The organism is Micromonospora sp. LZ34, from assembly GCF_052981855.1.
Window position 1 is genome coordinate 250,759 of record NZ_JBRIQN010000003.1, and the last position, 21,412, is coordinate 272,170.

A 21,412-nucleotide genomic window follows, 5' to 3' on the forward strand; every position below is an offset into this window, starting at 1 on the left:
AGCCTTAACGGCTCCTTAAGCTCCACGGGCTCCACCTGTCACCCCCACGGGAGGAACCCGTCAATGCTCAAGAACTCCACCCGGCGCTGGCTCGCCGGGTTGGGCGTCGCAGGCGCGCTCGTCGCCTCCGCCACCCCCGCCTCCGCCTCCGCCTCCGCCGAGGGCACCAAGACCAAGCTCGGCGTGTACACCCCTGACCTGACGATCGCGGCCGGCTCCGCTGGCACGTATCCCGACGTGATCCTCAGTGCCTCGGCCCCGGTCGTACTGCCGGCCGGGCTCACCGTTCAGTACGACTACACCGACCTCGCCGGCAAGGTGACCGTCGAAGAGGAGCAGGACAGCGGCTCGGACTGCACCAGCCCGTCCGCCGGGCTCGTGACCTGCACCATCCACCATGAGTACCCCTTGGAGGATGACACCAACTTCGGCGGGTTCTTCCAGGTGATCGTCGCCCCGACCGCCGATGCCAAGGACGGCGACAGCGGCACGCTGACCGTGACCCTGAGCGGCCCCGGCTTGGAATCGGTCAGCCACGACGCCAAGGTCCGGATCGGCGAGGGTGTCGACCTGGACGCCGGGCGCCGTACGAAGCTTTCCCTCGCGCCCGGTACGAAGTTCACCGCTCCGGTGAAGGTCAGCAACGTGGGCGAGAACACCGCCAAGGGCGCCAGCGTGGTCTTCATGAACGACTACGGCCTGAACGCGGGCACGCACTACAGCAACTGCACGTATGTCGGTGACGCGCTGCGTAGCTGCCAGTTCACCGAGGATCTGCCGGCGGGGGCGACCTTCGGCACCACCCTGCCGTACGTCCTCGGCGAGGACACCTTCGCGCCCGGGCTCAAGTACGGGGAGATCCTCTGGATGACCCCGGCCGAGTTCGAGGACTACCAGCGCTACCTCGAGCGGCGCGGGGTCAGCCTCGGCGAGCCGGGCACCGACGGAAAGCTTCGTCTCACCGAGCAGAACAAGGCTGTTCGGGGGGTGCAGGCCGACACCGAGCCGGGCAACAACTGGTCCAGCCTGGAGGTCACGGTCACCGGCGAGAACAGCACCGACCTTGAGGCGATCGGAGCCAAGCTCTCCGGCAAGGCGGGCGACAAGGTCAGGGCCGCCGTCGGGGTGCGCAACAACGGCCCGGCGACGCTCGATTACAGCCGCGCCGACAGCAGCATCACCTACATGACGGTCGACGTGCCCGAGGGCACCAGCGCCGTCACGGTGCCCAGGAACTGCGCCCCGGTCGAGGGCGACACCTGGGGCGAGCCGGGGAAGCCGGGGGCGCGCCACTACCGGTGCTACTTCGAGACGTTCCTGAAGGCGGGTGACGAGGCCGTCATGGAGTTCGAGCTGCGCATCGACAAGGTGATCGCGAATGCAACCGGCCTCGTGAAGGTCAACGTGCCATGCGCGTGCGACGGCGGCTTCTACAAGGACCTCAAGCCGGCCAACGACACCGCGAAGCTCGTCGTGAACGCGACCGGCGACGGCGGCCAGGGCGGCGGTGACGGCGGTTCGCTGCCGATCACTGGTGCCTCCACCGGCCTGATCGCCGGCCTCGGCGCCCTGCTGCTCGCCGCGGGCGTCGGCGGCTACCTGGTGGCCAAGCGCCGCCGCACCCGCTTCGTCGCCTGATCCACCCACGCACCACCGGTGCCCCGCCGACCGTAGTCGGCGGGGCACCGCCATCTCCCCCCGTTACCTTTTTGATCGTCCCCAGCCGGGGACTCTCGGTCGCCCGGCCTGGTATGACTTACCGCCCCTGTCGTATGCATGATCCGGGGGGTGTTGTCGCCGGGCCGGGTGGCGTCGATGGATCGCTGATAGGGACACGACCACTCGCTCCGTTGGGGGTAGGTCTCTTCGTAACGTGGGTGCCGGCAGTCGACGCCAGACTGGCGACCGAGCCGAGGCGATGTCGCGGGGAGGCGATGCGGTGCACGGCGACAACTACGAGGTGTTTCTCGGTCTGGATGTCGGTAAGGACGGCCATCACGCCGTCGCGCTGAACCGGGACGGCAAGCGGCTGCACGACGCGGCGCTGGTCAACACCGAGGCCAAGCTGCGGCAGGTCTTCGACAAGCTGGCCAAGCACGGCAAGGTGCTCGTGGTGGTCGACCAGCCCGCCTCGATTGGTGCGCTGCCGGTCGCGGTCGCCCGGGCCTGCGGCCATCAGGTCGCCTACCTGCCCGGACTGGCGATGCGCCGAATCGCCGACCTGCACCCGGGCGCCGCGAAGACCGACGCCCGCGACGCCTACGTCATCGCCGACGCAGCCCGCACCCTGCCGCACACGCTGCGCCGCGTCGACGTCGGCGACGAGGCCCTGGCCGAGCTGGAAGTCCTCGTCGGCTTCGACGACGACCTGGCCGGCGAGGCCACCCGGCTGACCAACCGGATCCGCGGTCTGCTCACCCAGATCCACCCGGCTCTGGAACGAGCGCTGGGCAAGAACATCCAGCACAAGGCCGTGCTCGAGCTGCTGTCACGCTGCGGCGGCCCGGCCGGGCTGCGCAAGGCCGGCCGCCGCAAACTCACCTCGATCGCGAACAAGAACGCGCCGCGCATGGGCGAGCGCCTGGTCGAACGCATCATGGCCGCTCTGGACGAGCAGACCGTCGTCGTTCCGGGCACCGCGGCGGCCGAGACGATCCTGCCGAGGCTGGCCGACAGCCTGCGCGACGTGCTCCAACAGCGAGACCACGTCGCCGCCGAGGTCGACAGGATCCTCGATGCACACCCTCTTGCCGAGGTCCTGACCTCGATGCCCGGCATCGGCGTCAGGACCGCCGCCCGGATCCTGCTCGAAGTCGGCGACGGCACCTCCTTCGCCACCCCGGGTCACCTGGCCGCCTACGCCGGCCTCGCCCCGGCCACCCGACGATCCGGCAGCAGCATCCGCGGCGAACACCCCGCCCGAGCCGGCAACAAACAGCTCAAACGCGCGTTCTTCCTCGCCGCGTTCGCCGCCCTCGCCGACCCCACCAGCAGGGCCTACTACGACCGCAAACGCGCCCAAGGCAAGAAACACAACGCCGCCCTGATCTGCCTGGCCCGCCGCCGCTGCGACGTCCTGTTCGCCATGCTCCGCGACAAGAACCCCTACCAACCCCGCCCCACAGCACCGATCGCCGCTTGACGAAACCCATAGGGACACCCCCCCAGACACTCACCCGACAGCACGTCCCCCACGCGAGCGGCCATGCGGAGCCGACACACGCCGCCGGACCACCACTTCGATACCCACCTCGACAGCACGCGCCCCACCGCGGCCACCCGGAGCCGACATGCGGAGCCGGACCACCACAGGTTTCCGGGGGAGCCCACCCGAGACACGACGAAAACCGGACGACGCAAGATCGACGAGGCTGACACCATGGGCGCGTGCTGCTCACCCTGACCACGACCCACCGGCCGGCGACCGACCTCGGTCACCTGCTGGTCAAGCACCCCGACCGGGCGCACTCCTTCGACGTGCCGGTGGGCACCGCGCACGTGTTCTACCCGGAGGCCGGCGAGCAGCGCTGCACCGCAGCCCTGCTGCTCGACGTCGACCCGCTGCGACTGGCCGGCGCGCGCGGTCGCGGCCGGCAGCCGGCTTCGACCCCGGAGAGCTTCACCGTCGGGCGGTACGTCAACGACCGGCCGTACGCGGCGTCGAGCCTGCTCTCCTCGGCGCTGTCCAAGGTGTACCGCTCGGCGCTGCGGGGCGAGTCCAGGGAGCGGCCGGAGCTGGCCCGTACGCCGATCCCGCTGGAGGTCAACGTCCCGGTGCTGCGCTGTCGCGGCGGCGCGGACGTGGCGGTCCGGCTCTTCGCCCCGCTCGGCTGGGCGGTCACCGCCACCGCCATCCCGCTCGACGAGCAGCACCCGGAGTGGGGCGACAGCCGGTACGTCGACCTGACCCTGACCGGCACGCTGCGCGTCGCCGACGCGCTCAACCACCTCTACGTCCTGCTGCCCGTGCTGGACGACGCCAAGCACTACTGGGTGGCCCCGGACGAGGTGGACAAGCTGCTCCGGGCCGGCGCCGGCTGGCTGGCCGACCACCCCGAGCGGGGCATGATCATCCGTCGTTACCTGGCGCACCGGCGGGCGCTGGCCGGGCTGGCCCTGGCCCGCCTCATCGAGCAGCGGCTGGCCGACGAGCCGGCCGCCGCCGAGCCCGACGCCGTGGACGAGAACGCCGCCGAGGACGCCGTTCGCCAGCCGTCGCTGGCCGCGCGCCGCCGGGAGGCGGTGCTCGCCGCGCTGGCCGGGGCGGGCGCGAGCCGGGTGCTGGACCTCGGCTGCGGCGCGGGCGCGCTGCTCGCGGCGCTGGTCGGCGACCGCCGGTTCACCGAGATCGTCGGCACGGACGTGTCCACGCACGCGCTGGCCCTGGCCGCCCGGCGGCTGCGGCTCGACCGGCTGCCCGAGCGGCAGCGCGACCGGGTCCGGCTCTGGCAGTCGGCGCTGACCTACCGGGACGACCGGCTGCGCGGCTACGACGCGGCGGTGCTGATGGAGGTCGTCGAGCACGTCGACCCGGCCCGGCTGCCGGCGCTGGAGGACGCCGTGTTCGGTCACGCCCGCCCGGGCACCGTCGTGGTGACCACCCCCAACGTCGAGTACAACGTCCGCTACGAGGGCCTGCCGGCGGGCCGGTTCCGCCACCCGGACCACCGGTTCGAGTGGACCCGCGCCGAGTTCGCCGGCTGGGTCGACCGGGTGGCCACCACGTACGACTACCCCGCCGTGATTCGCGGAATCGGCGACGACGACCCCGAGCTCGGCGCCCCCACCCAGCTGGCCGTGTTCACCCGGAAGGAGGAGAGCCGATGACCACCCTCGACATCCCCGAACTCGCGCTGGTGGCGCTGGTCGGCATCTCCGGCTCCGGCAAGTCCACCTTCGCCCGCCGGCACTTCGCGCCCAGCCAGGTGCTCTCCTCGGACACCTTCCGAGCGATGGTCGCCGACGACGAGAACGACCAGTCCGCCTCCGCCGACGCGTTCGACGCGCTGCACCACGTCGCCGCCACCCGGCTGCGGCGCGGCCGGCTCACCGTGGTGGACGCGACCAACCTCCAGCCGCACGCCCGGGCGGCTCTGGTGCGGGTGGCCCGCGAGCACGACGTACTGCCGGTGGCGATCGTGCTGGAGGTGCCGGAGGCGCTGGCCTGGGAGCGCACCGGAGCCCGCACCGACCGCACCTTCGGCCGGCAGGTGCTCGCCCGGATGCAGCGCGACCTGCGCCGCTCGTACGGGCAGCTGGCCCGGGAGGGCTTCCGCAAGGTGCACGTGCTGCGCGGCGTGGACGAGATCGACGCCGCCGAGATCCGCTACGAGAAGCTGTTCAACGACCGGCGGGAGCTGACCGGGCCGTTCGACATCGTCGGCGACGTGCACGGCTGCCGCGCCGAGCTGGAGACGCTGCTGACCCGGCTCGGCTGGCGGCTGCACCGCGACGAGCGGGGCCGACCGGTGGATGCGACGCACCCGGCGGGGCGTACCGCCGTCTTCGTCGGTGACCTGGTGGACCGCGGCCCGGACTCCCCCGGCGTGCTCCGCCTGGTGATGGGCATGGTCGCCGCCGGGCACGCGATCTGCGTGCCCGGCAACCACGAGCAGAAGCTGCTGCGCCGGCTGCGTGGCCGGAACGTGCGGCTCACCCACGGCCTGGCCGAGACGATGGACCAGCTGGCGGCGGAGCCGGACAGCTTCGTGGCCGAGGTGGCGTCCTTCGTCGACGGCCTGGTCAGCCACTTCGTGCTGGACGGCGGCCGGCTGGTGGTGGCGCACGCCGGGCTGAAGGAGGAGTACCAGGGCCGCGCCTCGGGGCGGGTGCGGGCGTTCGCGCTGTTCGGCGAGACCACCGGCGAGACCGACGAGTACGGCCTGCCGGTGCGCTACCCGTGGGCGCGCGACTACCGGGGCTCGGCCATGGTGGTCTACGGGCACACGCCCACCCCGGAGCCGGAGTGGGTGAACAACACCATCTGCATCGACACCGGCTGCGTCTTCGGCGGCCGGCTCACCGCGCTGCGCTATCCGGAGAGGGAGCTGGTCTCGGTGCCGGCGGAGCGGGAGTGGTACGCCCCGGCCCGCCCGCTGACGGCCGCCCCGGCCCGTCCTGACCTGGTGCTGGAGCTGACCGACGTGACCGGCCGGCGGCACGTCGAGCACGCGTACGGGTCGCTGACCGTGCCGGCGGAGAACGCCGCCGCCGCGCTGGAGGTGATGAGCCGGTTCGCGGTGGACCCGCGCCGGCTGGCCTGGCTGCCGCCGACGATGGCGCCCTGTTCGACGTCGCAGCGGGACGGCTTCCTGGAGCACCCGGCGGAGGCGTTCGCCGACTACCGCGCCGCCGGCGTGGACCGGGTGGTCTGCGAGGAGAAGCACATGGGCTCGCGGGCGGTGGTGCTGGTCTGCCGGGAGCCGGACGCCGGCCCGTTCGGACCGGGCGGTGGGGTGGTGCACACCCGTACCGGCCGGCCGTTCTTCGGCGCACCGCTGGACGACGAGCTGCTCGGTCGGGTCCGCGCGGCGGTGACCGCGGCCGGGCTCTGGGCCGAGCTGGGCACCGACTGGCTGCTGCTCGACTGCGAGCTGCTGCCCTGGTCGGCGAAGGCGGGCGGGCTGATCCGCGAGCAGTACGCCGGGGTCGGCGCCGCCGGCCGGGCCGCGCTGCCGGCGGCGCTGGCGGCCCTGGACGCCGCGGCCGGTCGGGGTCTGCCGGTGGGCGAGCTACGCGACCGGATGACCCGCCGCCGGGACGAGGTGCTGGCCTACTCGGCCGCCTACCGGGCGTACGTGGGGCCGACCGACGGGCTGCGTGGGGTGACCCTCGCCCCGTTCGCGGTGCTCGCCGGAGCCAAGGCCAGCTACGCCGACCGGGACCACGGCTGGCACCTGGCGCTGGCCGACCGGCTCTGCGTCGCCGATCCGGAATTCTTCACGCCGACCCGGCGGCAGGTGGTCGACCTCGCCGACTCCGACGCGGTGGCCGCCGCCACGGACTGGTGGCTGGCGCTCACCGCAGCCGGCGGCGAGGGCATGGTGGTCAAGCCGTACGCCGGGCTCGCCGCGCGCGGCACGCGGGGCTCGCTGCTCCAGCCGGGCATCAAGTGCCGGGGGCGGGAGTACCTGCGGATCATCTACGGTCCGGGCTACACCGAGCCGGAGCAGCTGGCCGCGCTGCGCCGCCGGTCGTTGGGGCGCAAGCGCGGGCTGGCGCTGCGCGAGCACGGGCTGGGGCTGGCGGCGCTGGACGCCCTGGTCGCCGGTGCGCCGCTGTGGCGGCGGCACGAGCTGGTCTTCGCGATCCTGGCCTGCGAGTCGGAGCCGGTCGACCCGCGGCTGTAGCGGCGCAGCCGTGGGCCGCCCGGGGCGGTCGCACCGGGTGGCGGCGCGGGTATGGTCACCGACCATGGCCGACGCCGACGGCACCGTGGGCCGGGCGGTGCAGACGCTCGTCGTCGCGCCGCGGTGAGCGGGGACGGCCCGGCGCGGGTGTGACGTCGAGCACCGACGCCTCGGGTGGCCACCTAGACTACGGACGTTCCGTCACCGACCCGGCATTCATCGGAGGTCACCTCGTGCCGACGCCCACCACCACCCTGGCCCTGGGGCCGAGTTGGCTCGATCCAGAGGTGCTGATCTCGACGTTCGGGCTACTCGGCATCCTGGTCATCGTCTTCGCCGAGTCGGGCCTGCTGATCGGCTTCTTCCTGCCGGGCGACTCGCTGCTGTTCACCGCGGGCCTGCTCACCGCCGACGGGCAGTACATCACCTGGCCGCTCTGGCTGGTCTGCCTGCTGATCACCCTCGCCGCGATCGCCGGCGACCAGGTCGGTTATGCGTTCGGCCGCAAGGTCGGCCCCTCGCTGTTCCGCCGGCCCAACTCCCGGCTGTTCAAGCAGGAGAACGTGCTCAAGGCGCACGAGTTCTTCGAGAAGTACGGCGCCCGGTCCATCGTGCTCGCCCGCTTCGTGCCGATCGTGCGGACCTTCACCCCGATCGTGGCCGGGGTGAGCCGGATGAACTACCGCACCTTCGTGACCTACAACGTGATCGGCGGGGTCCTCTGGGGCACCGGCGTGACCGTGCTCGGCTATTTCCTCGGCCAGATCCCGTTCGTCAAGGCGAACATCGAGCTGATCCTGATCGCGATCGTCGGCATCTCGGTGGTCCCGATCGCGGTCGAACTGCTCCGGGCGTGGATGGCGGCCAGGCGCGGCACCACGCCGGAGGAGCTGGCTGCGGCCGAAGAGGCGATCCGGGAGACCCGCGAGCACTACGGCAAGCACTGACCGGCCGGCCGTCCGGCGCCGTCCCCGCGAAGGGATGGCACCGGACGATCGGTACGGATCAGCGAGCCTTCTTGGTGGCCCGCTTGCGCGGCGGGGTCAGCAGATCGGCGATCGTGGCGATCGCGGTCGGGACCAGCCGGTAGTACGCCCAGACACCACGCTTCTCCCGCTCGAGCAGGCCGGCCTCGGTGAGGATCCGCAGGTGGTGGCTGACCGTCGGCTGGGAGAGGCCGAGCGGTGCGGTCAGGTCGCACACGCACGCCTCGCCCTCGGGCGCCGACTGGATCAGGCTGAGCAGCCGCAGTCGAGCGGGGTCGGCGAGGGCCTTGAGGACCCCGGCGAGACGCTCGGCATCGGCACGTTCGATCGGCTCGCCGGCAAGCGGCGAGATCTGAGGCATAGTCATTTCAGCCAACGCAGTTCCCACGTATTCCATCCTTCCACCAGCAGCATCGATCCGCCTGCATATCAGCGGATCCGAATCGGCAGACTTTTACGCCACAAGGCCGAGGTCAGCCAACGTATAGGCCGCCCGGTACGGCAATCCGGCGGCTCGCACCGCGTCGCCGGCGCCTCGATCAACAATAACCGCCACACCCACCACGTCGGCCCCGGCCTCGCGAAGAGCCTCGACGGCGGTCAACACACTCCCCCCGGTGGTGGAGGTGTCCTCCACCGCCAACACCCGGCGCCCGGCCACGTCCGGTCCCTCGATCCGGCGCTGCAGGCCGTGCGCCTTGCCCGCCTTGCGGACCACGAAGGCGTCCAGCGGGCGATCATTCTCGGACGCGGCGTGCAGCATCGACAGTGCGATCGGATCCGCGCCGAGGGTCAGCCCGCCCACCGCGTCGTACGCCCAGTCGGCGGTGAGGTCACGCATCACCCGGCCGACCAACGGCGCAGCCTGGTGATGGAGCGTGACGCGCCGCAGATCCACGTACCAGTCCGCCTCACGCCCCGAGGAAAGCACCACCCGTCCATGGACCACAGCCAGGTCGGTAATGAATTTACGCAGGTCGTCGTGGGCCCCCATGGCGATAGAGGGTACTGCGGAAGTCTGGGAGCCGCGTGCGGGCCCCACCCGGATCCACCGTGCGGGCGAAAGATGGGTGGCGATGTCCGGCTACGCTGAGCGACCGCGCGCGGTACGCGGCCGGACGCCCGGCCGGGAACGACAAGGGTCGACCCCGACGCCGGGCGTCAGCCGTTCTCGCGGCCGATCCGGCCCCGGGTGTCCCGGGCGACCACCTCGAGCAGCCGCCGCGGCGCGTGCCGCAGCCCCGCCACGGCCAGCTTGTACTTCCACGCCGGGATGCTGACCAGCTTGCCTTTCCGCAGGTCACGCAGGGCTTCGTCGACCACGTCGTCGGCCCGCAGCCACATCCACTCCGGCGTCTTGGACATGTTGATGCCGGCCCGGTCGTGGAACTCGGTGCGGGTGTAGCCGGGGCAGAGCGCCATCACGCGCACGCCGAACGGGCGGGCGGACTGGCCCACCGACTCGCTGAAATTGGTCACCCACGCCTTGCTCGCGGAATACGTCGAGCCCGGCATCACGGCACCGAAACCGGCGACGGAAGAGACATTTATCACTGCCCCGTGCCGCCGTTCGGTCATCGGCCGGAGGGCGGCCAGGGTCAGCCGCATCACCGCGTGCACGTTGAGCCGGAGCAGCCGGGCCTCGTCCTCGGCGGACGATCGCAGGAACGGGGTGTTCAGGCTGATCCCGGCGTTGTTGACCAGCAGTTCGACGGGAGGCTCCGCGACGAGCCGGCGTTCCACCAGCGCGCAACCGTCGTCGGTGGACAGATCGGCGGGGATGGTCTCCACCTCCCGGCCGTGCCGGCCGGTCAGTTCGGCGGCCATCTCGGCGAGCCGGTCGGCGTCCCGCGCCACCAGCACCAGGTGCCAGCCGTCGGTGGCGAGTCGGCGGGCGAAGGCGGCGCCGATACCGGCCGTGCCTCCGGTGATCAGCGCCCGTCGCTCGGTGCCGGGCTGGTAGACGGTCACGGGCCTCACCTGGGCGGGTACGGGGGCGCGGAGGGCGCCGCGGGCGGCTGCGGCCGAGCGGTCGGCCCGACCGGCGGACGCCGGCGGAACCACGCGTTCGCCGCCGGCAGGGCCAGCAGCGCGGCCACCACAAGGTAGCCGAGCACCTGGCCGACCGAAAGCCCCGCGTTGAGCGGGAGCCACCAGGCCGGCTGGGCGTCGCCGAGCAGGGCGAGCAGTTCGGCGGTGGCCCGCTCGTCGGCGCCGAGTCGCAGCGGGGCGGCCCGCTGCCCGACCAGCACCGCCAGCGCGCAGCAGCCGCCGAGCAGCCCCAGCCCGCTGACCACCCAGGTCCCGACGCGGGCACCGGACCGGCCGGCGAGCAGGCCGAGGGCCAGCCCGGCCAGGAGCAGGCCGACCAGCAGGCTCACCACCGCGGTGAGCACCGTGGACACTCGCAGCAGGGTGATCACATCGTCGATCTCGCCGGGCCCGGCCGACGTGCCGGTGGCCGCCGACCGGAACTCCGCGACGGTGCCGCCGAGGGCGAGCAGGCCGGCGACGGCGTACGCCACCGCGGCCACCGCCATCACGGCCAGCACCGCCGCGGCCAGCACGACGACGGCCGGGCGGCGGGGCGGGGCCTGATCGGGGTACGACACGACGAGTCCCTCCGGTAGGCGACGGGATGCAACCTACTCGGAGGGACCGTCGGCGTCGTCGTTATCCGCGGGTCAGCTGGCCGGCGGCGTCGGACCGGGGCGGTCGGACCCGGGCTGTCCACCCGGCTGCTCCGGGCCGCCCGGCTGCTGCGGTCCGCCCGGGTACGGCGGCTGGGCCGCGCCACCCGGCTGGCCGGGGGTCGGTGGGTAACCCGGCGTGGCCGGGTAACCCGGCTGGCCCGGGGCCTGCGGGTAGCCGGGCTCGCCGCCGGCCTGCGGGTAGCCGGGGTAGGACGCGCCGGGGACCGGCGGCTCCCACCCCTGCTTCGGCTTGCGGAAGAACTCGTTGGCCTTCGGCAGCGCCAGCAGGATCAGCGCGGCGAGCAGGGCGAGCAGGCCCAGCACGCCGAGCAGGGTGGTGACCGGGGTGACCCAGCCGGGCAGCGCCTCGTCGAGCCGGCGCTGGATCTCCTCCGGGCTGGGCGCGTCGCCGTTGGTCGTACCGGTCGAGCCGCCGAAACCGCCGCCGGCCAGGCCGGTCAGCAGGCCACCGCCCGAGCAGCAGACCAGCAGGCCACCGAGGATCCAGGTGGCGATCCGCGAGCCGTTGCTGCCCCGGTTGTTGAACACGCCGAGCACGGCGAGCGCGACCGAGAGCAGCACCAGGAAGATGGCGGTGCCGATGGTGACGGCGATGGTGAAGTCGGCCAGGTTCTGCATGCCGTTGGCCGAGGTGCCGCGGTAGGCCTCGTCCAGCACCTCCCGCACGGTGCCGAGGGTGGCGAGCGTGACGATGAGGCCGATCAGTTGGAGGACGGCGAACAGAATCAGCAGGTAGCTGGATATCGTCACCACGCCCGGCCGTGACCGGGCCGGCGGGTTCTGGGTGTCGACCACGATTCTCCCTTCCCTAGATCGCGCCCACACCGTATCGACAACCGGCCACCGGGGCATGCCGCGGCGGTGGGACCCGCCGGGGCGTCAGTAGCCGCGCCACTCCGCGCGGGCGTACTCCAGCACGCGGGGCTGCAACAGGGTGGAGGCGGGCACGTCCAGCCGGCGCCGGTCGGCGGGGAAGGCTCCGGCCGCGGCCAGGGTCGCCGCGTCGAGGAAGCGCAGCGACGGCGCGTCGGCCGGCAGCGCCAGCGCGGGCGGGGTGGCGCCGGGCGCGGCGAGCAGGAAGCCCCAGTCCCCGAAGGAGGGCACGTCCACGTGGTACGGCGTGGTGGCGAAGCCCGCCGTCCGCAGGGACGCCTCGATCGACCAGTACGACCGGGGCGCGAAGTACGGCGACCCGGACTGCACCACCAGCCGGGCGCCCTCGGCGAGCACCGCGCGCACCAGCGCGTAGAACTCGACGGTGTAGAGCTTGGCGGTGGCCGTCTCGTCCGGGTCGGGCAGGTCCGCCACCACCGCGTCGAACCGCTCGGCCGCGGTGCGCAGCCAGGTGAACGCGTCGGCGTGCAGCACCCGCACCCGGGGGTCGTCGAGCGCGCCGCCGTTGAGTCGGCGCAGTTGCGGCTCGCTGCGGGCCAGCGCGACCACCGCCGGGTCGAGGTCGACCACGGTGACCCGCCGGACGTCCGGGTAGCGCAGCAGTTCGCGGACCGCGAGCCCGTCCCCGGCGCCGAGCACCAGCACCTCGCCGCGCGACCCGTTCAGCACCGGGTGCACCAGCGCCTCGTGGTATCGGTACTCGTCGACGGAGCTGAACTGGAGGTCGCCGTTGAGGTAGAGCCGCAGGTCGGTCCCGGTGCGGCCGGGTTCGTTGACCGACCGGGTCAGCACGATCTCCTGGTACCGGCTGCGTTCGGCGTGCACCACCGGGTCGCGGTAGAGCTGCTGGCGGGCGGTCAGCTCGAAGTCGTGCGCGGTCACCCACGCGTACCCGAGGCAGAGCGCGACCACGACGGTGCCGGCGCCGAGCGCGACGCGCGCCCGGCGGCTCAGCTCGCGCCGGAAGACCGTGCAGACCAGTGCGAGCCCGGCGGCGGCGTTCACCGCCCCCACCACCAGCGCCCCCTTGAGCTGGCCGAAGACCGGCAGCAGCAGGAACGGGAAGGCCAGCCCGCCGAGCAGCGCGCCGACGTAGTCGGCGGCGAACAGGTCGGCCACCGCGCTGCCGGCCGCCTGCTCCCGGATCCGTTGCAGCAGCACCATCAGCAGCGGGATCTCCGCGCCGATCAGCAGCCCGAGCACGAAGGCGGTGCCGACCAGCGCCGGCCCGTAGAGGTCGAGCCAGGCGAAGGCGGCGTAGAGGCCCAGCACGGACAGGCCGCCGAGCAGCGCCAGGGCCAGCTCGACGGCGGCGAACGCGGCGGCCGCCCGGGGCTGCAACGGCTTCGCGGCGAGCGCGCCGACACCCATCGCGAAGACCATCACGCCGAGCACGATCGACGCCTGGCCGACCGTGTCGCCGATCAGGTAACTGCCGAGGGCGACCAGGGCCAGTTCGTAGACCAGGCCGCAGGCGGCGCAGACGAAGACCGCGAGCAGCACCGCCGCGCGGGCCAGCCGCCAGCGCGGGTGTGCCGGCGCCTCGGCGGTCACCCTCTCTCCGGCGTACGCCCGGCGGGCTGGCCCTGGCCGGACGGCGCGGCGGCGCGGCGGCGCTGCCGGCGGCGCTGGACGAGGCCGACGGTGACCAGCAACGCGGTGACCAGCAGCAGCCCGGCGGCGCCGAGGAACCAGCCCCAGCGGTCCCGCCACAGGTCGTTGCCGGCAGCGGGCAGCGGGGCCGGCGGCGCGGCCGGGGCCGCGGTGTTCAGCGGGGCGGGGCCGACCGCGCCGGTTTCGGCGAGCAGCAGCGGCAGGCTGACCGCGGCGCGGGTGACCGCCCAGCCCGGGTCGTCGAGGAAGGCGTCCTCGGTGAGCCCGAACCGGGTCAGCCCCGAGTCGACGTCGGCCAGGTCGCCCCGGGCGAAGTCGGCGGAGCCCTCCACCCCGACGTACGCGTGGTCCTCGGCCTCACTGCTCTCCGAGGTGTAGCTGATGTCGGCGACCACCTGCACGAAGCGCGGGCACTGCGGGTTGTCCTCGGCGGCGACTCCGTCGCCCAGGTTGGAGCCGACGCTCACCATGTCGGCGCCGTCCTCCAGCCGCCAGCCGTAGCAGACGCCCTGGCTCTGCCGGGCGCGTTCCAGCAGCGGCACGGTGTCGGCGCGCTCGGTGGCGGTGGGCGGTGGCACGACGGTGCTGTCGTCGCCGTCGGCGAGCACGCCGGCCAGGCAGAAGCCGCCGGCCACCAGCACCACGGTGACGACGATCGAGATGCCCTTCCACTTGTCCTTCGTGGTCGGCCCGGCGGCCGGCTTGCCCGCCATCAGCTGATCGCGGCGGCGATGATCGCGCCGGCGGCGAGGTGGACGACGGCGGAGACCCAGACCGCGGGGTGCGGCTCCGGGTCGACCAGCAGCTCGCCGAGCCGGCCCGGGGTCGCCGCGTCGAGCAGCAGGAACGCCGCCGCCATGATGAGCAGCCCGAGGATGCCGTACGCGGCCGCGCCGACGAGGCCGAGCAGGAAGTCGTCCTCGCTGGCGGCGATCGCGGCGACCACGATGATGCCCACGCCGGCCAGGTTGGAGGCGAGCAGCAGCGCGGCGTTGCGGTTGCGCTCGTTCCAGATCAGCTCGTGGAGCTTGCCGGGCGTGGCGACGTCCACCAGGACGTAGCCGAGGCCCATCAGCAGGACGCCGACCACCCCGTAGGCGAGGGTGACCAGCAGATCGGTGACGAGGGTCTGCACAGGGTTCTCCAGGGTGAGGGGGTCGACGTGCCGCGTGCGCAGCGCTGGGGGATGGCTACTTGCCGCTGCCCGGGCCGCCACCCCGGACGGTGCTGCCGCGCCCCCAGCCCCAGTGGCTGCCGACCGTGGAGTGGTAGCGCGGGTAGGCGGTGCCCAGCCGTTCGAGCAGGATCAGCGAGCCGGTGGCGATCGGCAGGATGACCACCGAGTCGTCGTCGTAGCGCAGGTAGACGCCGCTGCCGTCGACGTACTGGTCGGCCGGCTGCCAGGCGTCGGTGACCTCCTCGGCCACCTGGCTCGGTGACCGGGGCGAGGTGTACGCCACCGCGTCCGCGCCGATGTCCCGGCTGGCCGCCCGGGTGTACCGGTCCTCCACGTAGCCGCGTGGCGAGAAGTTGCCGTAGAAGATGGCGAACGCGGCGACCAGCGCGCCGACGACGGCGAAGGCCACCCCCACCACGAACCACCGTCGGTACGTCATCGCAGTGCCACCACCGTCTCGGTCAGGACCAGCTCGTTGGTCTGGGGATACGCGTGCCAGGTGCGCCAGCCGAGGGCGCCGCCCGGCACGCCTGGGCGGACCGACAGCGCGGTCACCGCGTCCGGGTCGCCGGGGAAGACCCCGACCAGCGCGTACGGGTCGTCGGCCAGGTCGGCCCGGAGGGCGGCTACCCGCTCGCTCAGCCCGCCGCCGGCGGGCCGCAGCACGGTGGCGGTGAACCGGTAGCCGGTCGCCTCGTCGTGCACGACGCCGGGCAGCTCGGGGGGCCGGCCGGGCAGGCAGGCGACGGTCTCGGTCAGCGCCGCGCCGGGCGTGCGGAGCACCACCTGGTGCGAGGCGCCGAGCAGGCGCAGCCGCAGCCGGACGCCGCCGGGCAGGTCGAGGTCGAGCACGTGCAGCGCGGGTCGCTCGACGTCGTCGAGCGCGAGGCTGAGGTCGGCCGCGCTGGTGTCGACGTACGGGGCGTGCAGGGTGACGATCACTCGGCCGCCCCGGACTGCGGGTAGATCATCACCTCGGCGCGGTGCAGCACCTCGCCCTGGGCCACCTCCCAGCCCGCCTCCCCGTACGCCTCGAAGGAGAGCCGGGCGCCGCCGGGCGCCTGGTAGTCGTAGTAGCGCATCGTGCCGTTCGGGTCGAGGCCGGTGGTGCCGATGGCGGTGTAGCGGGCCTGCCCGGACTCGTCCCAGGTGTAGCGGCGCCCGGCGAAGTCGATGGTCGGGGCGCCCGGGGTGACGGTGGCGGCCGGCTCGGCGGTCCAGAGCACCAGTTCCAGCTCCGGGTCCTCCTCCACGGAGAGCCAGCGGCGTACGCCACCGGCGTCGTCCAGCAGGTGCTCGGCCCAGCTCCAGCCCCCCTCGACCAGCCGGATCGTGCCGCGTACGGCGTACGTCACCTGCCGGATCTCCACGAGGTCGCCGGGCTGCAGCCGGCGCGGGTCGCCGCGCAGGGCGTCGGCGTCCCGGTCGCGCAACGGGTCGCCCGGGACGGCCCGCCCCGCCGGGCGGGACCGGGAGCGGCGCAGGGCCACCACGGCGACCACCACACCGGCCACCCCGACCAGGCAGCCCAGCGCCGCCGCCAGGTACGCCTCCGACCCGTTCACCGACCACCTCCGCAGGTACGTCGGCGGAGACGGTAACAACCCCGCGCACGTCGGGACATCGCGTTTCGCACCGGTGACCGCCCGGCTACCGCGCGTCCCCGGGCCGCTCCACCGAACCCTCCGGATCGGCCGGTGCGGTCGTCGGGCCGGCCGGTGCGATCGTCGGGTCGGGAGAGGTCGGCAGCGGGGTCGACGGGTCGGCGGGGGTAGTCGGCGGTTCCGCGGGCGGAGCCGTCGCCGTCCACGGGTTGGCCGGCGGGCTCGGCGGGGTGTCGGGTGCGGCGGGCGGCGCGGCCGGCGGGTGGGCCAGGTGCAGCGCCGGGTCGGGGCAGATGAGCTGGCCCGGCGGAACGGGGTAGCCGGGTGGGACCGGGTACCCCGGCGGAACCGGGTAGCCGGGCGGAACCGGGTGGCCGACGGGCGGCGGGTAGTAGGCGGGCACGCCGGCCGGCCCGGCGGGGACGCCGTAGGCCGGGGCGTAGGCGAACGGATAAACGGGCAGCGGCGGCGGGGTCGGCGTCGCGGCGCGGGGTACGAACCAGCGGCTGGCCGGCGGCAACGCCAGCAGCAGCACCACCGCGGCGGTGAGCAGGAACACGGTCAGCACCCCGATCCCGGCCGCCGGAAAGAGCACCGGGTCGAACGGATCGGGGCTGCCGTAGAGGGCCTCCTGGAAGCGCGACTCGGCCCAGGGGTCCGGCTTCCCGGTGGGCGGCTCCGGTGGGGCGTCCTCCACATAGGTCCCGTCCTCGAAACCGGCGGCGAAGAGCAGCGGGAAGACGAGCCCGCCCGAGCAGCCCTGGGCGAAGCAGATCAGCAGCTGCGCGCCGCCGGCCACGAAGACCAGGATCCGGGCGGTGTTGCCGCCGCGACGCATCGGCAGCGCGGTGGCCGCCAGCCAGAGCGCGAGCAGCAGGGTGGGCAGCCCGAGCACCACCGCCCCGGTGACGCTGATCCAGCGCTCGGCGCTCACCTCGTCCGGGTCGGCGTCCGGCACCAGCCGCACCGCCCGGTCGATCTCGCCGTCCCAGCGCACCGCCTCGGTGACCACCAGCGCGACCAGCCCGAGCAGGACCAGCACGATGGCGAGTTGCAGCCAGAAGGCGATGGTGACGGTGACGGGACGGGGCGGACGTGCCGGCGCGCCGGCGGGCGGGGTCATGCCACGCAACGTACGGATGCCTGACCGGCCCCGGCACGCCCGATCGGGCAGCCTCGGCCGGCGAAAGGATCATGCCTCGGCCAGCCGCTCCGCGGCGTACTCACGCAGTGAGGCGCGCCCCATGACGCAGCCGCTGAACGTGCTGAACTCGCCCCCGTCGTCCCGCAGCGCCGACCAGGCGGCCCGGCCGGCCGCCGGGTCGAGCCGGGTCAGCAGCGTCGCCGCGTACGCCCGACCGGCCGGCGAGCCCCTGTCGAGCAGCCGGTCGAGGTGCTCGCGTACCCGCTCGGGGTGCTCGGCCAGCGCCGCCTCCACCCGCCGGTACGCCTCGGTCGCCGGCAGCAGCGTGCCCGCGATCCCCACCCCGCCGAACGCCACCGTGTCCGCCCGCGCGAGCTCCTCGACCGCAGCCTCCAGCTCCCGCTCCCAGCCCTTCCTCTTCCCAATCCCGAACATCCCCCACTCCTTCCCCGCCCGCCCGCACCCCACCCTGTTGACCATGAAGTTGTTGCCGGCCGGATCGGCGTGTCGTGGCAACAATTCATGATCAACGCGCGTGGGTGGGGCGGGTGGGTCAGGCGGCGGTCACCGTCAGGGAGTCCTTCGAGTCCGAGAGGTCGACCTTGACGGTTTGGCCGTCGCGGATCTGGCCGGCCAGGAGGGCCTTGGCGAGCTGGTCGCCGATGGCGGACTGGACCAGGCGGCGCAGCGGGCGGGCACCGTAGATCGGGTCGTACCCGTGCTCGGCGAGCCACCCACGGGCCGGTTCGGTGATCTCCAGGCCCAGCCGCCGGTCGGCGAGCCGCCGGCCCATCCGGGTCAGCTGGATGTCCACGATGGCCCGCAGGTCGTCACCGTGCAGCGCGGCGAAGACCACGATGTCGTCCAGCCGGTTGAGGAACTCCGGCTTGAAGTGCGACCGGACCACCGCCAGGACGCCCTCCCGGCGCTGCTCCTCGGCCAGCGTCAGGTCGCTGATCACCGACGACCCGAGGTTGGAGGTGAGGATCAGGATCGCGTTGCGGAAGTCCACCGTGCGGCCCTGGCCGTCGGTGAGCCGGCCGTCGTCGAGCACCTGGAGCAGGATGTCGAAGACGTCCGGGTGGGCCTTCTCCACCTCGTCCAGCAGGATCACCGAGTACGGCCGGCGGCGCACCGCCTCGGTGAGCTGCCCGCCCTCCTCGTAGCCGACGTACCCGGGCGGGGCGCCGACCAGGCGGGCGACGGAGTGCTTCTCGCCGTACTCGCTCATGTCGATGCGGACCATGGCCCGCTCGTCGTCGAAGAGGAACTCGGCGAGCGCCTTGGCCAGCTCGGTCTTGCCGACACCGGTCGGGCCGAGGAAGAGGAAGCTGCCGGTCGGGCGGTCCGGGTCGGCGACCCCGGCCCGGGCCCGGCGCACCGCGTCGGAGACCGCGGCGACCGCCTCGGTCTGGCCGACCACCCGGGAACCCAGGGAATCCTCCATCCGGAGCAGCTTGGCCGTCTCGCCCTCGAGCAGCCGGCCGGCGGGGATGCCGGTCCAGGAGGCCACCACGGCGGCGATGTCGTCCGCGCCGACCTCCTCCTTGAGCATCGCGCCGTCGGCCTGGAGCCGGGCCAGCTCCTCCTCCGCCTTCGCCAGGTCGGCCTTGAGGGCGGGGATGCGGCCGTAGCGCAGCTCGGCGGCGCGCTCCAGTTCGCCGTCGCGCTCGGCGCGCTCGGCCTCGCCGGAGAGCCGCTCCAGCTCCTCCTTGGCGGTGGAGAGCTTGGTGATGTGGCTCTTCTCCAGTTGCCAGCGCTCCGAGAGGGCGGTGAGCTGCTCACGCTTGTCGGCCAGCTCCTTGCGCAGCCGCTCCAGCCGCTCGGCGGAGGCGGCGTCCGGCTCCTTGGCCAGCGCCATCTCCTCGATCTCCAGCCGGCGCACCGCCCGTTCGATCTCGTCCACCTCGACCGGACGGGAGTCGATCTCCATCCGCAGCCGGGACGCGGACTCGTCGACCAGGTCGATCGCCTTGTCCGGCAGGAACCGGTCGGTGATGTAGCGGTCGGAGAGGCTGGCGGCGGCGACCAGGGCGGCGTCGGTGATCCGTACGCCGTGGTGCACCTCGTAGCGCTCCTTCAGGCCGCGCAGGATGCCGATGGTGTCCTCGATGGTCGGCTCGCCGACCAGCACCGGCTGGAAGCGCCGCTCCAGCGCCGGGTCCTTCTCGATGTGCTCGCGGTACTCGTCCAGCGTGGTCGCGCCGACCATCCGCAGCTCACCGCGGGCGAGCATCGGCTTGAGCATGTTGCCCGCGTCCATCGAGCCCTCGCCCTTGCCCGCGCCGACCACCGTGTGCAGCTCGTCGAGGAAGGTGATGACCTGGCCGTTGGAGTTCTTGATCTCCTCCAGCACGGACTTCAGCCGCTCCTCGAACTGGCCCCGGTAGGACGCGCCGGCCACCATCGCGCCGAGGTCGAGCGAGACCAGCTTCTTGTCCCGCAGCGACTCCGGCACGTCGCCGGCGACGATCCGCTGGGCCAGGCCCTCCACGATGGCGGTCTTGCCCACGCCGGGCTCGCCGATCAGCACCGGGTTGTTCTTGGTACGCCGGGACAGCACCTGGATCACCCGGCGGATCTCGGAGTCCCGGCCGATCACCGGGTCGATCTTGCCGTCCCGCGCGCTGGCGGTCAGGTCGACGCCGTACTTGGCCAGGGCCTGGTAGGTCTGCTCCGGGTCGGCGGTGGTGACCCGCCGGTCCCCGCCGCGCACGGTCGGGAAGGCGGCGACCAGGTTCTCCTCGGTGGCGCCGGCGGACCTCAGCGCGCCGGACACCGCGCCACCCACCCGGGCCAGGCCGGCCAGCAGGTGCTCGGTCGAGGTGTACTCGTCGCCCAGCGGGCGGGCGATCTGCTCGGCGGCGCCGATGGCGTTGACGAACTCGCGGGCCAGGGTCGGCTCGGCGATGCTGGAGCCGCGCGCGGCGGGCAGCGCGTCGACCGAACGCTGGGCGACCCGGCGCAGCTCGGCCGGGTCGGCCCCGACGGCGCGCAGCAGGCCGGCGGCGGTCGACCCCTCGGTGTCCAGCAGTGCCAGCAGCAGGTGCCAGGGCTCCACGGTGGCGTGGCCGCGCTGGTTCGCCAGCGCGACGGCACCGGTGATCGTCTCGCGGCTCTTGGTGGTGAGGCGTTCCGTGTTCATGGGCTCCCCCGGATCGGCGTGTCCACTGGGAAGGACACAACCAGAGTTGAGCCTATTCCGCTCAACCCCGGCGGTGTGAGCTGGGTCACTCGCGGCGTCGCCAGCGCCAGTCGAACTCGCCGGCCGCCGGCGGCGGGCCGGGCAGCGGCGGGTCGGTCACGGCCAGGCCGGCCAGCAGCACCGCCAGGTGGCGGCGGCGCAACTGCCGGGTCCGCTCCGGATCCGGTACGCGCAGCGCGGCACACCCTTCCAGCAGCAGCCCGACGTCCTGGGTCACCACGTCGGGCCGCAACCGCCCGGCCGCGTGGGCCCGCTCGACCAGCATGGTGGTCAGGTCGTTGGCGCGCAGCGCGTCCCGGCCCATCTCCTCGGTCGGGGTGAAGGTGCCGGCCAGGTGGACGGTGAGCGAGTGCACGTCGGCCTCGACGACGCGCTCCAGGAAACCGGCGAAGCCCTGCCAGCCGTCCGGCTCGGCGAGCGCCGCCTCGGCCTCGGCGACGTACCGGCGCAGCCCGTCGTGGCAGAGCCGGCGGAGCAGGTCCTCCTTGCCGGCGTACCGCCGGTAGAGGGCGCTGATGCCGACGCCGGCGCGTTCGGCGACGGCGGCGATCGGCGCCTTCGGGTCGTCGAGGAAGACGGCGCGCGCGGCCTCCAGGATCACCGCGTCGTTGCGGGCGGCCTGCGCGCGACGGCCGGCCAGCGGCGCGGCGGTCGTTCCGGTCGGGTTCGGCATGGGTCCAGATTAACAGTGGAACGGATCGTTCCGCTCTGCTACGTTGAACCGG

The 21,412-nt window shown here is 73.4% G+C and carries 20 protein-coding genes; 5 read left to right on the forward strand and 15 right to left on the reverse strand.

The features are described from left to right. Positions 1–63: 63 nt before the first annotated feature. The 5 genes from ACVCAH_RS05510 (at position 64) to ACVCAH_RS05530 (ending at position 8,296) form a co-directional block, all read left to right on the forward strand. On the forward strand, positions 64–1,638 hold the full coding sequence (locus ACVCAH_RS05510) for an LPXTG cell wall anchor domain-containing protein (RefSeq protein WP_447134930.1): 1,575 nt from the start codon (positions 64–66) through the stop codon (positions 1,636–1,638). Positions 1,639–1,918: 280 nt separating this feature from the next. Beyond that, positions 1,919–3,142, forward strand: a complete 1,224-nt coding sequence (locus ACVCAH_RS05515) for an IS110 family transposase (RefSeq protein ID WP_447134931.1) — start codon at positions 1,919–1,921, stop codon at positions 3,140–3,142. 245 nt (positions 3,143–3,387) lie between these two features. Continuing rightward, positions 3,388–4,827, forward strand: a complete 1,440-nt coding sequence (locus ACVCAH_RS05520) for a 3' terminal RNA ribose 2'-O-methyltransferase Hen1 (protein ID WP_447134932.1) — start codon at positions 3,388–3,390, stop codon at positions 4,825–4,827. Beyond that, positions 4,824–7,349, forward strand: a complete 2,526-nt coding sequence (locus tag ACVCAH_RS05525; RefSeq protein ID WP_447134933.1) for a polynucleotide kinase-phosphatase — start codon at positions 4,824–4,826, stop codon at positions 7,347–7,349. Before ACVCAH_RS05520 ends, ACVCAH_RS05525 begins: the two co-directional genes overlap by 4 nt. Before the next feature lie 233 nt (positions 7,350–7,582). After that, complete coding sequence (locus ACVCAH_RS05530) at positions 7,583–8,296, forward strand: DedA family protein (RefSeq protein WP_447134934.1); 714 nt, start codon at positions 7,583–7,585, stop codon at positions 8,294–8,296. A gap of 58 nt (positions 8,297–8,354) precedes the next feature. Here ACVCAH_RS05530 and ACVCAH_RS05535 read toward each other — a convergent pair whose 3' ends face one another. The 15 genes from ACVCAH_RS05535 to ACVCAH_RS05605 form a co-directional block, all read right to left on the reverse strand. After that, entirely contained in the window at positions 8,355–8,732 is a 378-nt protein-coding gene (locus ACVCAH_RS05535) for an ArsR/SmtB family transcription factor (RefSeq protein WP_007073957.1), read from the reverse strand. Positions 8,733–8,789: 57 nt separating this feature from the next. Next, entirely contained in the window at positions 8,790–9,329 is a 540-nt protein-coding gene (gene pyrE / locus ACVCAH_RS05540; RefSeq protein ID WP_447134935.1) for an orotate phosphoribosyltransferase, read from the reverse strand. 167 nt (positions 9,330–9,496) lie between these two features. Beyond that, entirely contained in the window at positions 9,497–10,306 is an 810-nt protein-coding gene (locus ACVCAH_RS05545; RefSeq protein ID WP_447134936.1) for an SDR family NAD(P)-dependent oxidoreductase, read from the reverse strand. Positions 10,307–10,311: 5 nt separating this feature from the next. After that, the gene (locus tag ACVCAH_RS05550; RefSeq protein WP_447134937.1) at positions 10,312–10,947 is read right to left on the reverse strand and encodes a hypothetical protein; all 636 of its coding nucleotides are present in this window, start codon (positions 10,945–10,947) and stop codon (positions 10,312–10,314) included. Between the two features lie 72 nt (positions 10,948–11,019). Beyond that, positions 11,020–11,874: a hypothetical protein gene (locus ACVCAH_RS05555; RefSeq protein WP_447135047.1), complete on the reverse strand. Its 855-nt coding sequence runs from the start codon at positions 11,872–11,874 to the stop codon at positions 11,020–11,022. A gap of 54 nt (positions 11,875–11,928) precedes the next feature. Further along, positions 11,929–13,497 carry a polyamine aminopropyltransferase gene (locus ACVCAH_RS05560; RefSeq protein WP_447134938.1) on the reverse strand — a complete coding sequence of 523 codons (1,569 nt, stop codon included), beginning with the start codon at positions 13,495–13,497 and terminating at the stop codon, positions 11,929–11,931. Continuing rightward, positions 13,494–14,270 carry a hypothetical protein gene (locus ACVCAH_RS05565; RefSeq protein ID WP_447134939.1) on the reverse strand — a complete coding sequence of 259 codons (777 nt, stop codon included), beginning with the start codon at positions 14,268–14,270 and terminating at the stop codon, positions 13,494–13,496. The genes ACVCAH_RS05560 and ACVCAH_RS05565 overlap by 4 nt, the downstream gene beginning before the upstream one ends. Next, positions 14,270–14,692, reverse strand: coding sequence for a DUF350 domain-containing protein (locus ACVCAH_RS05570; protein WP_447134940.1), 423 nt, complete (start codon positions 14,690–14,692; stop codon positions 14,270–14,272). The genes ACVCAH_RS05565 and ACVCAH_RS05570 overlap by 1 nt, the downstream gene beginning before the upstream one ends. Positions 14,693–14,747: 55 nt before the next feature. Beyond that, the gene (locus ACVCAH_RS05575) at positions 14,748–15,173 is read right to left on the reverse strand and encodes a DUF4247 domain-containing protein (RefSeq protein WP_447134941.1); all 426 of its coding nucleotides are present in this window, start codon (positions 15,171–15,173) and stop codon (positions 14,748–14,750) included. Then, on the reverse strand, positions 15,170–15,676 hold the full coding sequence (locus ACVCAH_RS05580; RefSeq protein ID WP_447134942.1) for a DUF2617 family protein: 507 nt from the start codon (positions 15,674–15,676) through the stop codon (positions 15,170–15,172). Before ACVCAH_RS05580 ends, ACVCAH_RS05575 begins: the two co-directional genes overlap by 4 nt. Next, complete coding sequence (locus tag ACVCAH_RS05585) at positions 15,673–16,299, reverse strand: DUF4178 domain-containing protein (protein WP_447134943.1); 627 nt, start codon at positions 16,297–16,299, stop codon at positions 15,673–15,675. Before ACVCAH_RS05585 ends, ACVCAH_RS05580 begins: the two co-directional genes overlap by 4 nt. Before the next feature lie 85 nt (positions 16,300–16,384). Further along, a complete protein-coding gene (locus ACVCAH_RS05590; RefSeq protein ID WP_447134944.1) occupies positions 16,385–17,461 on the reverse strand; it encodes a hypothetical protein in 1,077 nt (358 codons plus the stop codon). A gap of 69 nt (positions 17,462–17,530) precedes the next feature. After that, complete coding sequence (locus tag ACVCAH_RS05595; protein ID WP_447134945.1) at positions 17,531–17,917, reverse strand: hypothetical protein; 387 nt, start codon at positions 17,915–17,917, stop codon at positions 17,531–17,533. 118 nt (positions 17,918–18,035) lie between these two features. Next, positions 18,036–20,627, reverse strand: a complete 2,592-nt coding sequence (clpB, locus tag ACVCAH_RS05600; RefSeq protein ID WP_447134946.1) for an ATP-dependent chaperone ClpB — start codon at positions 20,625–20,627, stop codon at positions 18,036–18,038. An 85-nt stretch (positions 20,628–20,712) separates the two neighbouring features. Further along, the gene (locus ACVCAH_RS05605; RefSeq protein ID WP_447134947.1) at positions 20,713–21,360 is read right to left on the reverse strand and encodes a TetR/AcrR family transcriptional regulator; all 648 of its coding nucleotides are present in this window, start codon (positions 21,358–21,360) and stop codon (positions 20,713–20,715) included. Between the last annotated feature and the right edge of the window lie 52 nt (positions 21,361–21,412).

Coding starts and splice junctions, on each gene's coding strand:
- ACVCAH_RS05510 (WP_447134930.1), top strand. CDS start 64: ATGCTCAAGAACTCCACCCGGCGCTGGCTCGCCGGGTTGGGCGTCGCA.
- ACVCAH_RS05515 (WP_447134931.1), top strand. CDS start 1,919: ATGTCGCGGGGAGGCGATGCGGTGCACGGCGACAACTACGAGGTGTTT.
- ACVCAH_RS05525 (WP_447134933.1), top strand. CDS start 4,824: ATGACCACCCTCGACATCCCCGAACTCGCGCTGGTGGCGCTGGTCGGC.
- ACVCAH_RS05535 (WP_007073957.1), bottom strand. CDS start 8,732: ATGGAATACGTGGGAACTGCGTTGGCTGAAATGACTATGCCTCAGATC.
- pyrE (WP_447134935.1), bottom strand. CDS start 9,329: ATGGGGGCCCACGACGACCTGCGTAAATTCATTACCGACCTGGCTGTG.
- ACVCAH_RS05565 (WP_447134939.1), bottom strand. CDS start 14,270: ATGGCGGGCAAGCCGGCCGCCGGGCCGACCACGAAGGACAAGTGGAAG.
- ACVCAH_RS05575 (WP_447134941.1), bottom strand. CDS start 15,173: ATGACGTACCGACGGTGGTTCGTGGTGGGGGTGGCCTTCGCCGTCGTC.
- ACVCAH_RS05590 (WP_447134944.1), bottom strand. CDS start 17,461: ATGACCCCGCCCGCCGGCGCGCCGGCACGTCCGCCCCGTCCCGTCACC.
- ACVCAH_RS05595 (WP_447134945.1), bottom strand. CDS start 17,917: ATGTTCGGGATTGGGAAGAGGAAGGGCTGGGAGCGGGAGCTGGAGGCT.
- clpB (WP_447134946.1), bottom strand. CDS start 20,627: ATGAACACGGAACGCCTCACCACCAAGAGCCGCGAGACGATCACCGGT.
- ACVCAH_RS05605 (WP_447134947.1), bottom strand. CDS start 21,360: ATGCCGAACCCGACCGGAACGACCGCCGCGCCGCTGGCCGGCCGTCGC.